This window comes from Microbacterium sp. gxy059 (genome assembly GCF_050958665.1).
Lineage (GTDB): Bacteria > Actinomycetota > Actinomycetes > Actinomycetales > Microbacteriaceae > Microbacterium.
Window position 1 is genome coordinate 15,975 of the sequence record NZ_JAMXWT010000018.1, and the last position, 15,432, is coordinate 31,406.

16 protein-coding genes, 1 tRNA gene and 1 pseudogene are annotated in these 15,432 nt (G+C 72.1%); 7 read left to right on the top strand and 11 right to left on the bottom strand.

The annotated features are described in order from the left end of the window. Positions 1-2: 2 nt before the first annotated feature. From NHL53_RS10790 to NHL53_RS10835, 10 genes and pseudogenes are all read right to left on the bottom strand, one after another. The gene (locus NHL53_RS10790) at positions 3-1,037 is read right to left on the bottom strand and encodes a D-2-hydroxyacid dehydrogenase (protein WP_433776874.1); all 1,035 of its coding nucleotides are present in this window, start codon (positions 1,035-1,037) and stop codon (positions 3-5) included. 38 nt (positions 1,038-1,075) lie between these two features. Beyond that, positions 1,076-2,101 (bottom strand): alpha/beta fold hydrolase, encoded by a 1,026-nt coding sequence (locus tag NHL53_RS10795; protein WP_433776875.1) that lies wholly within the window; start codon positions 2,099-2,101, stop codon positions 1,076-1,078. A gap of 9 nt (positions 2,102-2,110) precedes the next feature. Next, positions 2,111-3,544: a type III glutamate--ammonia ligase gene (glnT, locus tag NHL53_RS10800; protein ID WP_433776876.1), complete on the bottom strand. Its 1,434-nt coding sequence runs from the start codon at positions 3,542-3,544 to the stop codon at positions 2,111-2,113. Positions 3,545-3,655: 111 nt separating this feature from the next. Then, complete coding sequence (locus tag NHL53_RS10805; protein WP_433776877.1) at positions 3,656-4,615, bottom strand: hypothetical protein; 960 nt, start codon at positions 4,613-4,615, stop codon at positions 3,656-3,658. Continuing rightward, the gene (locus tag NHL53_RS10810) at positions 4,612-5,310 is read right to left on the bottom strand and encodes a response regulator (RefSeq protein WP_433776878.1); all 699 of its coding nucleotides are present in this window, start codon (positions 5,308-5,310) and stop codon (positions 4,612-4,614) included. The genes NHL53_RS10805 and NHL53_RS10810 overlap by 4 nt, the downstream gene beginning before the upstream one ends. Further along, positions 5,298-6,596 (bottom strand): sensor histidine kinase, encoded by a 1,299-nt coding sequence (locus NHL53_RS10815; RefSeq protein ID WP_433776879.1) that lies wholly within the window; start codon positions 6,594-6,596, stop codon positions 5,298-5,300. The genes NHL53_RS10810 and NHL53_RS10815 overlap by 13 nt, the downstream gene beginning before the upstream one ends. Positions 6,597-6,967: 371 nt before the next feature. Continuing rightward, on the bottom strand, positions 6,968-7,405 hold the full coding sequence (locus NHL53_RS10820) for an iron chaperone (RefSeq protein WP_433776880.1): 438 nt from the start codon (positions 7,403-7,405) through the stop codon (positions 6,968-6,970). Position 7,406: 1 nt separating this feature from the next. Continuing rightward, a complete protein-coding gene (locus NHL53_RS10825; protein ID WP_433776881.1) occupies positions 7,407-7,826 on the bottom strand; it encodes a VOC family protein in 420 nt (139 codons plus the stop codon). A gap of 9 nt (positions 7,827-7,835) precedes the next feature. Beyond that, positions 7,836-8,277 (bottom strand): annotated as a pseudogene (locus NHL53_RS10830) (helix-turn-helix transcriptional regulator). Positions 8,278-8,602: 325 nt separating this feature from the next. Then, on the bottom strand, positions 8,603-9,154 hold the full coding sequence (locus tag NHL53_RS10835; RefSeq protein ID WP_433776882.1) for a TetR/AcrR family transcriptional regulator: 552 nt from the start codon (positions 9,152-9,154) through the stop codon (positions 8,603-8,605). A 194-nt stretch (positions 9,155-9,348) separates the two neighbouring features. On the opposite strand from NHL53_RS10835, the gene NHL53_RS10840 reads away from it, so the two are divergent. The 7 genes from NHL53_RS10840 (at position 9,349) to NHL53_RS10870 (ending at position 15,230) form a co-directional block, all read left to right on the top strand. Further along, positions 9,349-10,023 carry a GntR family transcriptional regulator gene (locus NHL53_RS10840; protein ID WP_433776883.1) on the top strand — a complete coding sequence of 225 codons (675 nt, stop codon included), beginning with the start codon at positions 9,349-9,351 and terminating at the stop codon, positions 10,021-10,023. A 336-nt stretch (positions 10,024-10,359) separates the two neighbouring features. Next, on the top strand, positions 10,360-11,664 hold the full coding sequence (locus NHL53_RS10845; RefSeq protein WP_433776884.1) for an MFS transporter: 1,305 nt from the start codon (positions 10,360-10,362) through the stop codon (positions 11,662-11,664). 59 nt (positions 11,665-11,723) lie between these two features. Then, a complete protein-coding gene (locus NHL53_RS10850; RefSeq protein ID WP_433776885.1) occupies positions 11,724-12,434 on the top strand; it encodes a DsbA family protein in 711 nt (236 codons plus the stop codon). A gap of 51 nt (positions 12,435-12,485) precedes the next feature. After that, positions 12,486-13,244, top strand: coding sequence for a DsbA family protein (locus NHL53_RS10855; protein ID WP_433776886.1), 759 nt, complete (start codon positions 12,486-12,488; stop codon positions 13,242-13,244). Between the two features lie 3 nt (positions 13,245-13,247). After that, complete coding sequence (locus tag NHL53_RS10860) at positions 13,248-14,075, top strand: cytochrome c biogenesis CcdA family protein (RefSeq protein ID WP_433776887.1); 828 nt, start codon at positions 13,248-13,250, stop codon at positions 14,073-14,075. Further along, complete coding sequence (locus tag NHL53_RS10865; protein ID WP_433776888.1) at positions 14,065-14,382, top strand: hypothetical protein; 318 nt, start codon at positions 14,065-14,067, stop codon at positions 14,380-14,382. Before NHL53_RS10860 ends, NHL53_RS10865 begins: the two co-directional genes overlap by 11 nt. Positions 14,383-14,432: 50 nt before the next feature. Continuing rightward, positions 14,433-15,230, top strand: a complete 798-nt coding sequence (locus tag NHL53_RS10870) for a hypothetical protein (protein ID WP_433776889.1) — start codon at positions 14,433-14,435, stop codon at positions 15,228-15,230. Between the two features lie 113 nt (positions 15,231-15,343). Here NHL53_RS10870 and NHL53_RS10875 read toward each other — a convergent pair. Then, positions 15,344-15,417: transfer RNA gene (locus NHL53_RS10875), tRNA-Met, on the bottom strand. Positions 15,418-15,432: the final 15 nt, after the last annotated feature.

Consider the following 15,432-nt stretch of genomic DNA (forward strand, 5'->3'; position numbering starts at 1 on the left):
GGTCAGTACCCGCGTGCAGGGTCGATGACGTTGCGGAGCGGCTCGCCGGCGACCATGCGGCCGAGGTTGTCGACGAACAGATCCACCTGCCGGTCTCCGAGGAGCTGCGACGCGTGGGAGTCGTGAGGGAGCACCACGGCTCCCGGTGCGTCCCAGAGCGGGTCGTCGGCGGGGAGCGGCTCCTGCACGTGGCAGTCGATGAGGGCTCCGCGCAGGTGGCCGCTCTGCAGCGCCGCGACGAGCGCATCGGAGTCGTGCACGGCGCCGCGAGAGACGTTGGCGACCCACCCCCCCGCCTTCATCGCGTTCAGCGCGGCGGCGTCCACGATCCCGGCGGTTGCGGAGGTCAGCGGCGCGGCGATGACGAGGTAGTCGGACTCCGCCAGAGCGTCATGCAGGGCACCCGCCGTCGCGATCTCGTCGAATCCGTCGACGGCGTTCCCTCGTCGGTTGATGCCGAGCGTGCGGATGCCGAAGGCCTGTGCGAGCCGCGCCGTGCGCGCGCCGATGTGACCGGTCCCGAGGACCGTCATCGTGGATCCCGTCAGCTCCCGCGCGGGGAGCTCCTGCCACCTGTGCGCGTCGTGGTTCGCCCAGCGCTCCCGGAGCATCTTGGCGTCGGCGAGGATCTCGGAGATCACCGTCTCCGCGATCGCGTTCGCGGCGACGCCGGAGGCGTTGGCGAGCGTCACGCCCTCGGGCACGAGACCGACGAGGTGCTCGACGCCCGCGCTCATGGACTGGATCAGCCGGAGCTCGGGGGTGATCAGCCGTTCGAGACCGGGGAGCCGCAGGATGCCCTGCTCCCCCTCGATCCCCGCCTTCTCGCCGCTCGTCTCCACCATGATCGCCTGCGGCGGCCGCTGCGGCCGGCGCCCCGCGTGAAGCTCCGAGACGGGGATGTGCTCCAGGTGGACGTCGGCTGCGACCCCCTCGATACGCGCCCTCTGATCTTCGGTGAGCCAGATGCCTTCGTCAGGGTCCCGCGCATCCTGCACCGCCTTCGGCAGACCGGCGACGACAACGTTGAGCGACATGCTCTTCCTCTCTTCCGTCATGGTGGTGTCGGTTTCCGTCATCCGTCGACGAGCTCGCGCAGGCACTCGTCGACCTGCTCCTGCTCCTGCTCGCGGATGCCGGGTCTCCCGGCGATGTGGCCGAGCGGCGAGTCCAGCGCCCGCAGAAAGCCGTTCGGCAGATGCTCCGCCTCCCAGCGGTTCTCGGCGACCGTGAAGTATCGGTCGGTCGTCGACGGCATGAGGATCGTCCGCGCGTCGAGACCGGCGAGCGCCCTCTCCGTGCCGCCGCGCGCCGCCCCGATGTCGGCCTGCCGCCACATCCGCAGACTCGCCAGAAGATCCCCGGCGTGCATCCGCTGATGATCTCGACCCCACTCGGCGAGGACGTGGCCCGCGTCGGCGTAGCCGAACTGCTCGTAGATGCGCTCGGCGAAGAACTGCTCCGAGTAGGCCCACCCGGCGTACACGCGCCCGAACGCGTCCAGCCCGGCGAGGGGAGGCCGCTGCGGATCCGCGACCGCGAGGTCCGGATCCGCGGCGAGCGCAGACTCGACCCCGTCGAGGAAGACCCTGTTGATCGGCGCGCACCGCGCGGCGGAGCAGACCGCGAGAACCGACGAGACGAGACCGGGGTGGCTCGCCGCGAACTCGAGGGCGTGGATGCCGCCCAGTGACCATCCCGCGGCGAGGGCCACGTGCCGCACCCCGAGGTGCACGAGGAGAGCGCGTGCCGCGGAGACGGTGTCGGCGACGTCGATCCGCGGGAAGGCCCCGGCGTCCGCGACGTTCGACGGCGACGAGGAGACCCCGCCGCCCAGGTGGTCGACGACGACGATGAAGTGGCGGTCGGGATCCAGCGCCCTCCCGGGACCGATCCACGGCTCGTAGCTCGCATCGGTGCCGGTGTAATAAGTGAACAGCAGGACGCAGTTGTCTCGCGCCTCGGAGAGCGCACCCGCGCACCGGTATCCGAGGACACCGCCCGCGAGGGTCTCGCCGGACTCGAGGACCACGTCTCCGAGCGCGAACGTCTCGGCCGTTCCGTCGTTCCGATGCATCTGCTCGTCACCTCGTCTCGTCATGCACGCGGATCAGAAGAACGTCAGGTAGCGCGCGCGCTCCCAGTCGGTGACGGCGGTGACGTAGGACTCCCACTCGCCCCGCTTGTAGTCGATGAAGGACCGCCGGAACTCGGGACCGCAGACGGCCTCCGTCAGCGGGTCGGCCTCGAAGGCGTCGATCGCCTCCTCGAGGGTGCGCGGCAGCAGCTTCAGACCGCGGGCCTCGTAGTCCTCCTGGTCGACCTCGTACAGGTTGTCGGTGTGGAAGTGCTCGAGCTCGAGCTTCTCCCTGATCCCTTCGAGTCCCGCTGCCAGCAGCAGCGCGGCCGCCAGGTGCGGGTTGCAGGCGGAGTCGACGGCGCGGCACTCGACGCGTCCCCCGCCGAGCGGGATCCGGAGCATGTTGGTGCGGTTGTTGTTGCCGCAGGATGCGAAAATCGGCGCCCAGGTCGACCCCGACATGCTGCCCTGGCGCACGAGGCGCTTGTAGCTGTTGACGGTCGGGGCGATCACGGCGGAGATCGCGGCCGCGTGCCTGACGATCCCCGCGGCGAAGTGATATCCGATGTCGCTGAGCCCGGCCCCGCGCGGGTCCTCGACCGATTCGAACAGGTTCTGCCCGCTCTCGGGGTCGGCGAGCGACATGTTGAAGTGCGCGCCCGAACCGGTGCGGTCGGCGAATGGCTTCGGCATGAAGGACGCGAACGCCCCGTGACTCCGCGCGACCTCGTTGGCCATCGTGCGGAACGTGACGACGCGATCCGCCATGGTCATTCCGTCGGAGTACGCGAAGTCGATCTCGAACTGGCTCTGCGCATCCTCATGGTCGAACGAGTAGACATCCCACCCGAGCGTGTTCATGTGATCGACGAGCTCGCCGAGCCAGCCGAGGTTGTCGAGAAGGGACGGGATCGTGTAGCACGGCTTGCCCAGGTCATCTCGGTCGCTGACGTTCTCAGGTCCGTCGTCACCCTGCCGGAAGACGAAGAACTCCGTCTCGACGCCGAGGTTGAACGTGTAACCCATCTCGGCGGCGTCCGCGATCTGACGTCCCAGGATGTTCCGAGTCGACGCCGGGAACGGCACGTCTCCTACGAAGAGCTCGGACGGGAACAGCGCGATGTCGGGCCGCCACGGCAGGACGACACCGCGGTCGAGGTCGGGGTGCGCGGACAGCTCCTCCTCGTTGACCTCCTGGGGAAGTCCGTCGAGCGCCGCACCGGTGAACAGCTCGGATCCCCCGGCCATCTGCACGAAGTGGTCGATCGGAACGACCTTGCCCTTGAGGTTGCCGTGCAGGTCGGTGTAGCCGGCGATCGCGAAGCGCACTCCGTCTTCCTTCAGTCGCCGACCGACTTCTTCGGCCTGTGAGTTTCGAGTCGTCACTGCACACCTTCCTTCGCATGTTTCGATGTCGTATTGAAACCATAGGAAGGCGAGGTTTCGATGGATCATCGATTCCATTAAGAGGGTGTTTCGCCTGCGGAAGCGCGACCGGTCCCCTCGAGGCCGCCGCCGCAAACGCCGCCGCGCCCGCCTCGGAGCGAGGCGGGCGCGGCGGTCGGACCGAGGGCGTCAGCGCGAGGAGAGATCCACGTATCCGGCGGCGATCGTCACGTCGACGAGGTGCGGCGAGCGCGCGTCCTGGCGGAGCGCGTTCTCCATCCCGCCCGCCGAGACGTCCTGCACGAGCGCGTACTCGTCGTCCGGGAGGACGAGGTCGAGGTATCCGGCCGACAGGTCGATCGTCACCTCGTCGGGCGCGTCACCGCGGATCTCCGCGTCGACCTGCCCCGCCCCCATGGTGAAGGACGCGGTGCGCACGCCTTCGAGGTCGAGCTCGGCGTAGCCCGCCGACACGTCGAGGGCGAGCGCCTCGGCTTCACCCGTCATGTCGAGCACGCCGGCTCCGAGCGACGCGTCGACGTCGCCGAACTCGCCGTCGAGCGTGAGCTGCCCCGTGCCGAGGTCGATGTCGATGTCGAGCCCCGCCATCGAGCGGGGCAGCGCGAGCACGGCGCCCGCGTCGTCCCACAGCCCGCCGAGGTTCCACCAGCGCACGCCGCCCCACGGTTCGAAGGGCGTCTCGACGACGATCTCGTCGCCGTCCTGGTCGAGCCGCCACTCGGCGCTGCCTTCCGTGGTGGTGAGGGTCGGCGCGTCGACGTTCTCGTACGAGACGCGCAGGTCGCCGCGCGCCATGTCGACGCTGAGGGAGGATGCGTCGCGCACCCCGTCGAGGGTCTGCACGCTGCCCTCGCCCGGGCCGACCGCCACGTGCACGGTGCTGAACGCGACGCCCGTCCCCGAGACGACGAGCGCGATGCCGCCGAGCACCCCGATCGTGATCGAGAGCGCCTTCGAGCCGATGCGCGCGGTCTCGCTGGGGCCGGAGGGCTCGGAGCCGTCGCCCGCGGGAGGAACGGATCCCCCGCCCGCGGGCGGGACGGATCCGCCGACCGGCGGTGCGGGCGGCGTCGGAAGGGTCGGGGTCTGGCCGCCCGGCAGAGGCGTCGTGGGCTGGGTGTCGGTCATCGGTTCGTTCCCGTCTGCGGGTTCGCGGGCCCGACGGGGCCCGGTGCGGCTGTGGCGTCGAGGTGGGCGAGCGCGGCCAGCACGCGGCGGTTGCCGTGCTGATCCTGCTCGAGATCGAGCTTCGAGAAGATCGACGTGATGTGCTTCTCGACCGCGCCCTCGCTGACGAACAGCAGGCGCGAGATGGCGGCGTTGCTCCTGCCCTCGGCGATGAGCGAGAGCACCGTGCGCTCCCGCTCGGTGAGGCGCTGCATCCGCTCGTCGCGGGAACGGCGGGTGAGCAGCTGGGCGACGACCTCCGGGTCGAGCACCGTCGCACCCTCGCTGATGCGGGCGAGCGACTCGAGGAACTCGGCGACGTCGGTCACGCGATCCTTCAGCAGGTAGCCGACGGCCCCGCCCGGCTGGGCGATGAGCTCGGCCGCGTAGCGCTCCTCGACGTACTGCGAGAACACGAGCACGGCGAGCGCCGGATCCTGCTGGCGCAGCGCGAGCGCGGCGCGGATCCCCTCGTCCGTGAACGACGGAGGGAGCCGCACGTCGACGATCGCGAGATCGGGGGCGGTGCGCTCGGTCTCCTCGAGCACGCGGGTCGCGTCGGGCAGGGCCGCCACGATCTCGTGGTCGGCGTCTTCGAGGAGGCGCACGAGACCCTCCCGCAGCAGCACGGAGTCTTCGACGATCAGGATGCGCATGGCACGGTCACCTCCAGGGACGTGGGACCGCCCGCGGGGCTGTCCAGGCGGGCGGTGCCGCCGAGGGCGAGGATGCGGTTCTGGATCCCGTCGAGACCGCCGCCGGGCACGACGCGGGCTCCGCCCAGTCCGTCGTCTTCGACGCGCGCCCAGAGGATCCCGGCCTCCGGCCGCTCGCGCACCGTCACCCGAACGGCGGCGGCGCGGGAGTGCTTCGCGGCGTTCGTGAGGCTCTCGGCGATGGCGAAGTAGAGGGCGGCCTCGGCGTCGCGGTCGACCCGGCCCGTCATCCGCACGTCGAGGAGGACGGGGATGTGCGAGCGGCTCGCGACCGCGCTGAGGGCGGCGTCGAGCCCGCGGTCGTCGAGGACCGAGGCGTGGATCCCCCGCGCGAGCTGACGCAGCTCGGTGATGGCGGCCTTCGTCGAGGTGTGCGCCTCGGCGACGAGCTCCTTCGCCTTCTCGGGGTCGGTGTCGATCTTCTGCTGCGCGAGGCCCAGGGTCATGCCGACCGACACGAGCCGGGGCTGGACGCCATCGTGCAGGTCGCGCTCGATGCGCGTGCGCTCCACCTCGCTCGCGCGGATCGCGCCCTGCCGCTGCGAGGCGGCGTCTCGGGCGCGGGCGGCGAGCTGCGCCTCGCGGATGGGGGCGACGAGCACGCGGGCGAGCACGCCGTGCAGGGCGGCGACGCCGACGACCGCGGCGAGCGCGAGCAGCGCCATGGCGGATCCGGCCAGCGGCGCCCACCCGAGGTCGATCGGGATGCCGATCATCCGCATGAGGTCGTCCGACGCGTACAGCGGCGCGAAGGCGGTGACGACGCCGAAGACGACGGCCATCACGAGGGCCACGGCGATCCAGCCGAGCACCGTCGCGATGATGACCTGGGCGATCGCGCGCCACATGCCGCCGTCGGAGAGCTGCAGCCAGAGGGTGTGCAGGAAGCCGACGAATCCGGGCTTCGGCGAACGGCGCGGCCGCAGCATCGGCAGGCCGAAGCCGTACAGCCCCTCGACGCGCGCCGTCTCGAGGAAGGCGACGCCGTAGAGCACGTAGAGGAGGATGAGGAGGAGGATCACGCCGACGCCCGCGAACACGAGGCCCGCGACGCCGAAGCCGAGGAGGAGACCGGCGACCGTGAGGACGGCCGCGCCCCAGAGGCTCATGAAGGCGAGGTGGCCGACCGCGGCGAGCAGCCGCAGCGGCGTGCTGGTCGAGCGGATCGCCGCCGGGGGCGGATCCGCGACCGTGATGCCGGATGCCGGCAGAGCTGTCGATGTCATGCTTCCACGCTAGGGAGCGGCGGGACGGGGCGCAGCGGGGACGACCGCCGGATCATCCGGGGGATATCCCGACGGCGCGCGGCCGGGGTCGCCGCGACGCGAGCCCCGCGGGATCGATCCTCTCGCATCTCGCGGCGCGCGGGGAGCCCCCTCCGCGGCGGCGCCGACGTCTCCCGGGAGGCCGGCGCGTGGGGAGCCCCGGACAGGGGCGGGCCGGAGCGTGTCTCGCCTTCTGCGGGAACCGGATCCACTTTCCCGCCGTTCGCGAGACACGCCGCGCGGCGCGCCCCACCCGCGTCTCGCGTTCCGCGGGAATCGGAGCCGCTTTCCCGCGGTTCGTGGGACGCGGTCGGCTCCTCGCGGGACGCCGGCTATGCGATCGCGCGGCGCACGAGGTCGCGCAGGCGGCTCTCGACGGCGTCCGTCACCTCGGCGACGGCGTACGACACCGGCCACATCGGGCCGTCGTCGAGGGCGGCATGCTCGTCGAAGCTGACCGTGCCGTAGCGCGTGCCGAACTTCGACGCCGGCTGGTAGAACACGATGTTCTCGCCGTCGCGGTGATAGGTGGGGAAGCCGTACCAGGTCTTCGCATCGAGGTCGGGCGCCTCCTCCGAGACGATCACGTGCAGGCGCTCGGCGATGGCGCGGTCTGCGCCCTCCAGCGCCTCGATCGCCGCGAGGCACGCCTCGAGCTCCTTGGCCCTCTTCGCGGCGCCCTTGACGCCCCTCGTGGCGCGCAGCTCGTCTGCGCGCTGCGCCATCGCGGCGCGCTCCTCGGCGCTGAAGCCGCTCTTCGTCTCGCTCATGTCAGCCCTCCGTCGGCAGCTGCTGGATGCGGATCAGGTTGCCCGCGGGATCGCGCACGGCCGCGTCGCGCACGCCGTAGTCCTGGTCGACGGGCTCCTGCACGATGTCGGCGCCGCGCGCCTCGAGCTGCGCGAACGTCGCGTCGAGATCGTCGGTGGCGAGGTTGACGCCGAAGTACCCACCCTTGGCGACGAGCCCGGTGAGCGTCGCGCTCTCCTCCGCGGAGAGCCCGTCGCCGAGGCCTGCGGGGTGCAGCACGATCGCCGTGTCCGGCTGGTCGACGGGGCCGACGGTGATCCAGCGCAGGCCCTCGTAGCCGACGTCGAGGCGCACCTCGAAGCCGAGGACGTCGCGGTAGAAGGCGAGCGACGCCTCCGGATCCGTCTGGGGCAGGAAGCTGGAGTGGATGCTGATGCTCATGGGTCCACGCTACGAACCGGCGGCGTCTCGCGCTTCTCGATTCCTGACCGGTCGCGTGACCTGCTTCGCGATGCACGGGAGCATGCCGGGGCGGACCTCCGCGCCCCGCTCGCGGTAGACGCGGGGAGGCACCCCGACGAGCTCCGCGAAGCGCGTGCTGAACGTGCCGAGCGATCGGCATCCGACGGCGAAGCAGACCTCCGTGATAGTGAGGTCTCCGCGGCGCAGCAGCGCCATGGCGCGCTCGATGCGCCGCGTCATGAGGTGCTGGGTAGGGCGACTCTCCGTAGACGCGGCGGAACTGCCTGCTGAAGTGCCCCGTCGACATGTGCGCTCCGCGGGCGAGGGAGGCCACGTCGAGCGGCTGCGCGTACTCGCGATCCATGCGGTCGCGCGCACGACGCAGCAGCGCGAGGGTGTCGAGGTCCGGCCTCGTCGCAGAATCGGCCACCCGCCGATGGTCGCACGCCCGGGCCCGTGGCAGGGTGAGCCTGACCTCGTGCACGACGACGCCATTTTTTCCGAGAGAGGCGCGACACGCCGTGACCCGGGGCTCCGCTGCGAAATCTGGCGTCGTCGTGCACCGGCGACGGGGCATGCTTTGGCGAGGCATGTCTCACCTTGGGCGAGAATCCACGCCCCAAACCATCCCGAGGTGAGACACACTGACGCGCACACCCGAACTGTGTCTCACGTCCGGCGGGAATCCGCGCTCCATACCCGCCCGACGTGAGACACGCCTGGTCGCGGCCGAATGCGCCCCGGCGCGACGCGCCCTACGCGGCGAAGAGGTCGAGCGCGCGGTGCACGCGCGCGTCGAGCGCGGCGGGCTGCGGATCGTCGGCCACCGCCCAGTCCATGAGCGCGCGGCTGAGGCCCGCGATCATGGCAGCCGCGAGCACGCGGGCGTCCGCGGAGTCGGCTCCCCGGGAGGCGAGGGCGTCTTCGAGGTCGCCCTCCGACTCGGCGCTGGAGCGCTCGAGCCCGCCGCGCAGGGTGGGCGTCGACGCCGCGATGCGCAGGATCCCGCGCAGCACCGCCGCCTCCTCGGGCGCGAGCGTGCGCCAGGTGTCGCGGATCCCCTCCGCGAGGGCGGCGAGGGGCGTCTCGTCCTCCGGCCGCACGCGGACCGCGTCGGCCATGTCGGGATCGAACGGGTCGGCGAGCAGCAGCGAGTCCTTCGACGGGTAGTGACGGAAGAGCGTCATCTCGCTGACCCCCGCGCGCGCCGCGATCTGCGCCGTGCCCGTCTTGTCGTAGCCGCGCTCGGAGAACAGCTCCAGCGCGGCCCAGCGCAGCGCCTCGTGCGTGCTCTCCCATCGACCCATGGTCTTGATGTTAGCCGCTCACACGGGATCCGCCCCTCGCCGCGCCGCCGGCGAAGAAGAACCCGCGCCCGCGGTCTCCGGCCGCGACCCCGCGATCACGCCCAGAGGAGAGGCCCGCCCGGCCGCGCAGGGCGCGATCTAGGATCGACGTGCAGGTTGCATCCCTCTTGCACTTCCCGCCCGAAAGGCGCGCCATGACCGAGCCCTCCTCGCTCAGCGCATCCGAACGCGCGTACCGCGCCGTGCGCGATCGCATCGTGGAGGGATCCTTCCCGCCCGGCACCATGCTCGGCGAGGCGACGCTCGCGGGAGACCTCGGCGTCAGCCGCACCCCCGTGCGCACGGCCCTCGCCCGCCTGCAGGACGAGGGGTGGATCACGATCTACCCCAAGCGAGGCGCCCTCGTGCAGGGCCTCACCGAGCGCTCGGTCGCCGAGCTCGCCGACGCCCGCCTCGTGCTCGAGACGACCGGCGTCAAGCGCGCCTCGGAGACGCAGCGCGCGCGGCTCGCGGATCGCCTCGACGCGGCGATCGCCGATCAGCGCGAGGCGTGCGCCGCCGAGGACGTGCGACGGTTCGTCGCGCTGATGCTGGCCTTCCACCGCACCTTCGTCGAGGCGGGCGGCAACGGCGTGCTGCTCGAGCTCTACGATCGCCTCTCGGACCGGCACTCCTTCGTGCTCTTCGCCTCCGGCGAGCGCCTGCTGTCCCGGTGCGAGGAGATCATCGCCGAGCACGAGGCGCTCGTGCGGCATCTGCGGGCGGGAGACGCGGCCGGCTTCGCGGAGGCCCTGCGCGACCACATCTCGGAGACGGGCGCGACGCCGGTCGCCGCGTTCTCGGTCGAGGGCGTCACCTCGCGCGGCTGACGCCCTCCCGACCGCGGGGATCCGCGATCTTCCGGGCCCGCGACGCCCGCACCCGTCCGCCATGTCTCACGCCCTGCGGGAATGCGGCACCCATACTCGCTCACCTCGAGACACGGCCACCCCCGGCCCCGCCATGTCTCACATCCAGCGGGAATACGGCCTTCATACCCGCCCAAATCGAGACACGGTCAGCCCCACCCCGCCACCGCGTCCCGCCTTCTGCGGGAATACGGCGCCCATAACCGCCCGAATCGAGACGCGGCCGGCGGCGGGAGCGCGCGACGCGGCGGGCAGACGCAGAGGGCGAGACCTCCTCGCATCCCTCTAGGATGCAAGATGAACACCAGATCGATCCCGGAGGATCCTGTGCCCGTCTCCCCCTCCCCCGCCGCCGTGCAGCGGCGCACACTCGTCGTGCTCGTCGCCATGCAGGTCATCGGCACGGTCGGAGTCGGCGTGGCCCCGTCGATCGGCGTGCTGCTCGCGGGCGAGGTCGCCGGCGACGAGGCGTGGGCGGGCCTCGCCCGCACGGCGAGCACCCTCGGCGCGGCTCTCTTCGGCCTCCCGCTCGGCACGCTGGCCGCCCGCCGCGGGCGACGTGCGGCCCTCTCGACGGGGTGGTGGACGGCGGCCTCCGGCGGCGCCCTGCTCGTGCTCGCCGCGCAGCTGAGCCTCGTCGCGCCGCTCTTCGTCGGCCTGCTGCTCATCGGCGCGGGGTCGGCGGTCAGCCTGCAGGCGAGGTTCGCCGCGACCGACCTCGCGGAGCCCGCGCATCGCGGCCGCGCGCTCGCTCTCGTCGTGTGGGTCGGCACGCTCGGCTCCGTCGTCGGCCCGAACCTCGGGGTGCCCGGCGAAGCGATCAGCCGCGCGACGGGGCTGACCGTGTTCGCGAGCGCGTTCCTCGTCGCGGCCGTCTGCCTCGCGCTCGCGGGCGTCGTCGCGTTCGCCTGGCTGCGCCCGGATCCCCTCTCGTTCGTCGCCCACGAGGCGGATGCCCTCGACGCCGCCCCGGCGGAGGCTCCTCGCGGCGGACGCATCCGCCTGATCCTCGTCGAGCTGCGGCACAGCCCCGGCGCTCGCTACGCGGTCGTCGCGATCCTGACCGCCCAGATCGTGATGGTCGCGGTCATGACGATGACGCCCGTGCACATCGCCCACGAGGGCGGTTCGGTGACGGTCGTCGGCGTGACGATCAGCCTCCACATCGTCGGCATGTACGCGCTCTCGCCGCTCGTCGGCCTCCTCGCCGACCGCCTCGGCGCGCGGCCGACGATCGGCATCGGGATCGCGGTGCTCCTGGCCTCGCTCGCGATCGGGGCCGCCCTGCCGGACGACATGGGCGCGATCGTCGCCTCGCTGATCCTGCTCGGCGTGGGCTGGTCGTTCGCGAACGTCGCCGGCTCGGCGCTCTTCAGCGCGAGCGTCCCGCCCGCCGCGCGCGCCTCCTCGCAGGGCGGCGTGGACGCGATGGCGAACCTCTGCGGGGCGACGGCGGCGCTCGCCGCGGGTCCGCTTCTCGCGGCCACGAGCTTCGCGACGCTGTCGCTCGTCTCAATGGCGCTGCTCGTGCCGCTCGCGGCGATGACGCTCCGACGCCCGCCCTCCTCCGGCGGGCGCGAGGCGGCACCCGAGCAGGCGTGACCCCCGCAGAGCACGAGGAGACATCGCGGCCTCTCGATGCGGCAGGGTACGGTGCCCGCATGGGATCGTCGCAGGCGCGCCGGGGCCGACCCGGGTGGCTCGTGCCCGCCGGCATCGTCGCCGTCGGCGCGACCCTCGTCGGCGTCGCGCTGTGGGCGGGCCCCGACCGCGGGGAGCAGGCCGCGCCCGCGCCTTCCGAGAGCGTGGAGCCCGCGCCGTCGCACCCGGAGGTCGAGCGGCGCGATCCCGCCGATCCGCTCGCGTGGGGAGAGGTCGACGCCCCGGTGGGCCTCGTGGTGTTCTCGGACTACCAGTGCCCGTTCTGCGCGACCTGGTCCGAGGAGGTCCTCCCCGAGCTCGAGCCCCTCGTCGACGCCGGGGATCTGCGCATCGAGTGGCGCGACGTGAACTTCTCCGGCCCCGTCTCCGACCGCGCCGCACGCGCCGCTGCCGCCGCCGGGAGGCAGGACGCGTTCGCGGCATACCACGATGCGCTCTTCGCGGGCGGCGAGCCGCGATCGGAGAGCGCGCTCACCGAGGAGGCGCTCACCGCCCTCGCCGAGGAGATCGGGCTCGACGTCGACCGGTTCGCCGAGGACTTCGCGGCCGAGACCACGGCGGCCCAGGTGGGCGAGAACGTGCTGCTCGGCTTCGCCCACGACGTGCAGCTCACGCCGACCTTCTTCCTGGACGGCGAGATGATCGCCGGAGCCCAGCCCGCCGAGGTGTTCCTCGCGGGCGTCGAGGAGGCGCTCTCCGCACGCGGGTGAGCAGCCGGGCCCCGCGGATCCCGGTTTGCATTCAGCTTGTATCCTAGGCGGGTGCAGCCAGCCGACATGACCCGCGACGCGCTCGAATCCCGCTACCGCCTCTTCCGACGGCTCACCGTCGTGCTCGGAGCGGCCTGCGCCTTCCTCGTCGTGGTGGTCGCAGGTCAGCTCGCGATGAGCGGCGGAGACGACCCCGCTCCGCCCGCCGCGGGCGAGGAGACGCCCTCCGCGGAGGAGGGAGCCGCCGGATACGCCGACTCCCAGGTCGTGCGGCGCGACCCGGAGGATCCCCTCGCCATCGGCGACGTCGACGCCCCGATCGTGCTCACCGAGTGGACCGACCTGCGATGCCCCTTCTGCGCCGCGTTCGGACGCGACACGATGCCGGAGCTGGTCGAGGAGTACGTCGACGAGGGGCTCGTGCGCATCGAGGTGCACGACGTGGCGTTCTTCGGGGAGCAGTCGGAGGACGCGTCGGTCGCCGCGCGCGCCGCGGGCGAGCAGGGCCGGTTCTTCGCGTACCTCGACGCGGTCTACGAGGCCGCCCCGTCGAGCGGGCACCCGGACCTCGAGCGCGACGACCTCGTCGCCTTCGCCGAGGAGGCGGGCGTCCCCGACATCGCGCGGTTCGAGGCGGATCTCGACGACGACGAGCTGCGTCAGGCGGCCCAGCGCAGCACCGCGACGGCCCAGCAGCTCGGCGTGAGCTCGGTCCCGTTCTTCGTGCTCGGCGACCAGGCCCTCTCGGGCGCGCAGCCCGTCGAGGTGTTCCGGCAGTACCTCGACGAGGCGCTCGAGAAGGCGGAGTAGCGCGTGGAGATCGGCCTGCTCGGCGCCCTCGTCGGCGGGGTGCTCACGCTGCTGAGCCCCTGCTCGGCGATGCTGCTGCCGGCCTTCTTCTCCTACGCGTTCGCGCGCCCCGCCACGCTCCTCTCCCGCACGGGCGTCTTCTACCTCGGCCTCATCACGACGCTCGTCCCGCTCGGCGTCCTGGCCGGCACGCTCGGCGCGTTCGTGAACCGCCATCGCTTCGCGTTCGTCGCCGTCGCGGCGGTTGTCGTGATGATCCTGGGGCTGCTCATGCTGCTGAACGTGCCGCTGCCCTTCCTGCGCTCGCGCGGGGCCGCCGAGGGGATCTCCCCGGCGTCGGTCTACGCGCTCGGCACCGTCTACGGGCTCGCTGGCGTGTGCGCCGGCCCCCTGCTGGGCGCGGTGCTGACGGTCGCGGCGGTGAGCGGCAGTGCCCTCTACGGCGGCGTGATCCTGCTGTTCTTCGCCGCCGGCATGGCACTGCCCCTGCTGATCCTCGCCCTGCTGTGGGGCCGGCTGCCGTTCGTGAGGCGACTCGTGCGCCCGCGGGAGGTGCGGATCGGCCGCTGGCGCAACACGTGGACGGGCATCGTCGGCGGATCCCTCACGCTCGCGCTCGGGGCGTTCCTCCTCATCACGAACGGCACGGCGTCGCTCGGCGGCGTGCTCGGCGCGTCGGAGCAGATCGCCGTGGAGAGCTGGGCGCGCGAGGCGACGGCCGGGGTGCCGGACTGGCTCGTCGCCGTTCTCGTCGTGGCGATCGCCCTCGGCGCCTGGCTGGCGGTGCGGATCCGCGCACGGCGGAAGGCGCCGGTCACGGATGACCGCTGATCCGACCGACGATCTCGCGCGCCTCGCCCGGGAGTCGGTCCGTGCGACCGAGGAAGCGATGCGACTCGTGCGGGCGGTGGACGACGCCGTGCGCAACAGGGTGGCCACAGGTGCAGATGCCCACCGCATCGCCGTCGCGCTCGGGGTGACGCTCGACACCGCCCGCGACATCGTCGACGGACGGCTGCGCTTCTCCGAACTCGTCTGGGCATCGACGCAAGCCGACTCCCTCCCCTCCGAGGAGGAAGCCGAGCGGCGCCGCCGAGCGTTCGCCGCGGCCCGGCGGGATCCCGGCGAGGCGTCTTGAGGGCGATCCTCATCGCATATCTGCGGTGTTCTCCACGCTACGATCAGGCGGTGAGCTTCGAACAGGCGAGATTGCAGCGGGTCGCCCGCCGCATGCAGCAGATCGCCCCGAGCGAGCGCGAGGACATCGCCGTCTTCGATGGCACCGAGGCACCCCTCTCGCTCTGCTGGAGACTCACTCAGGTCTCGCTCGATCGACTTTTCCTCTTCGTCATCCCAACGGCGTGGGGCCTCGAGACATCCCTTGTCCGCGACCGCAACGGCCAGCTCGAGACCGTGAATGCCGATCGCTCACGCCTCGCGAGCCCCATCCATACGGATGACGAGATCGCCCGGAAGATCCTCGCGCAGGGCGCCGTGCTGCTGGAACGCATGCAGACCGCGAGCCAGGCGCTCGGCGCCACCGCGAACGCCGTCGCCTACGAACGACGCCGCGATTCCATCCGACAGGATCTCGCCGCCTGGGCCGCGGGGAGCAGCGGGGGCCAGCCGACGCACGCCGCGACGGGGCCCAGCCCCCACCCATCATCCGCACACCCCCGAGCCGCGAACTCCACCGCACCGAGCAGCGGCGACCCGACCTCGAACCGCGCCCCCGAACGCGGCCCTCAGCTGGACCTCGAACGCGACCGGATCCGGGCCGCGAAGGACCGCAACACCGGCTGGCTCCTCCTCAACATCGTGATCCCGGTGCTGATCCTGCTCAGCACCATCGGGATGTTCGCGTCCGCGGGCCCGGGCGACCGCGTCGCCGTGTGGTGGGGACCGTTCGTGTTCTGCGCGATCAACGCCTTCCGCCTCGGCGCGAAGAGAAGGTCCCTGTTCGTCGCCGAACGCGCGCTGAGCTGACGCGCGGGACAGGGCCAGCCGGAAAGCCCGCGCGGCCGCACAGCCCCCTTCAGGCGAGAACCCCCGGAGACGAGAAGAGCCCCGGCCGAGGCCGGGGCTGATCTGTCGTTCTGTAGCAGGAGCGGGGCTTGAACCCGCGACCTCACGATTATGAGTCGTGCGCTCTCACCAACTGAGCTACCCTGCCGCACGGCATCCTTCG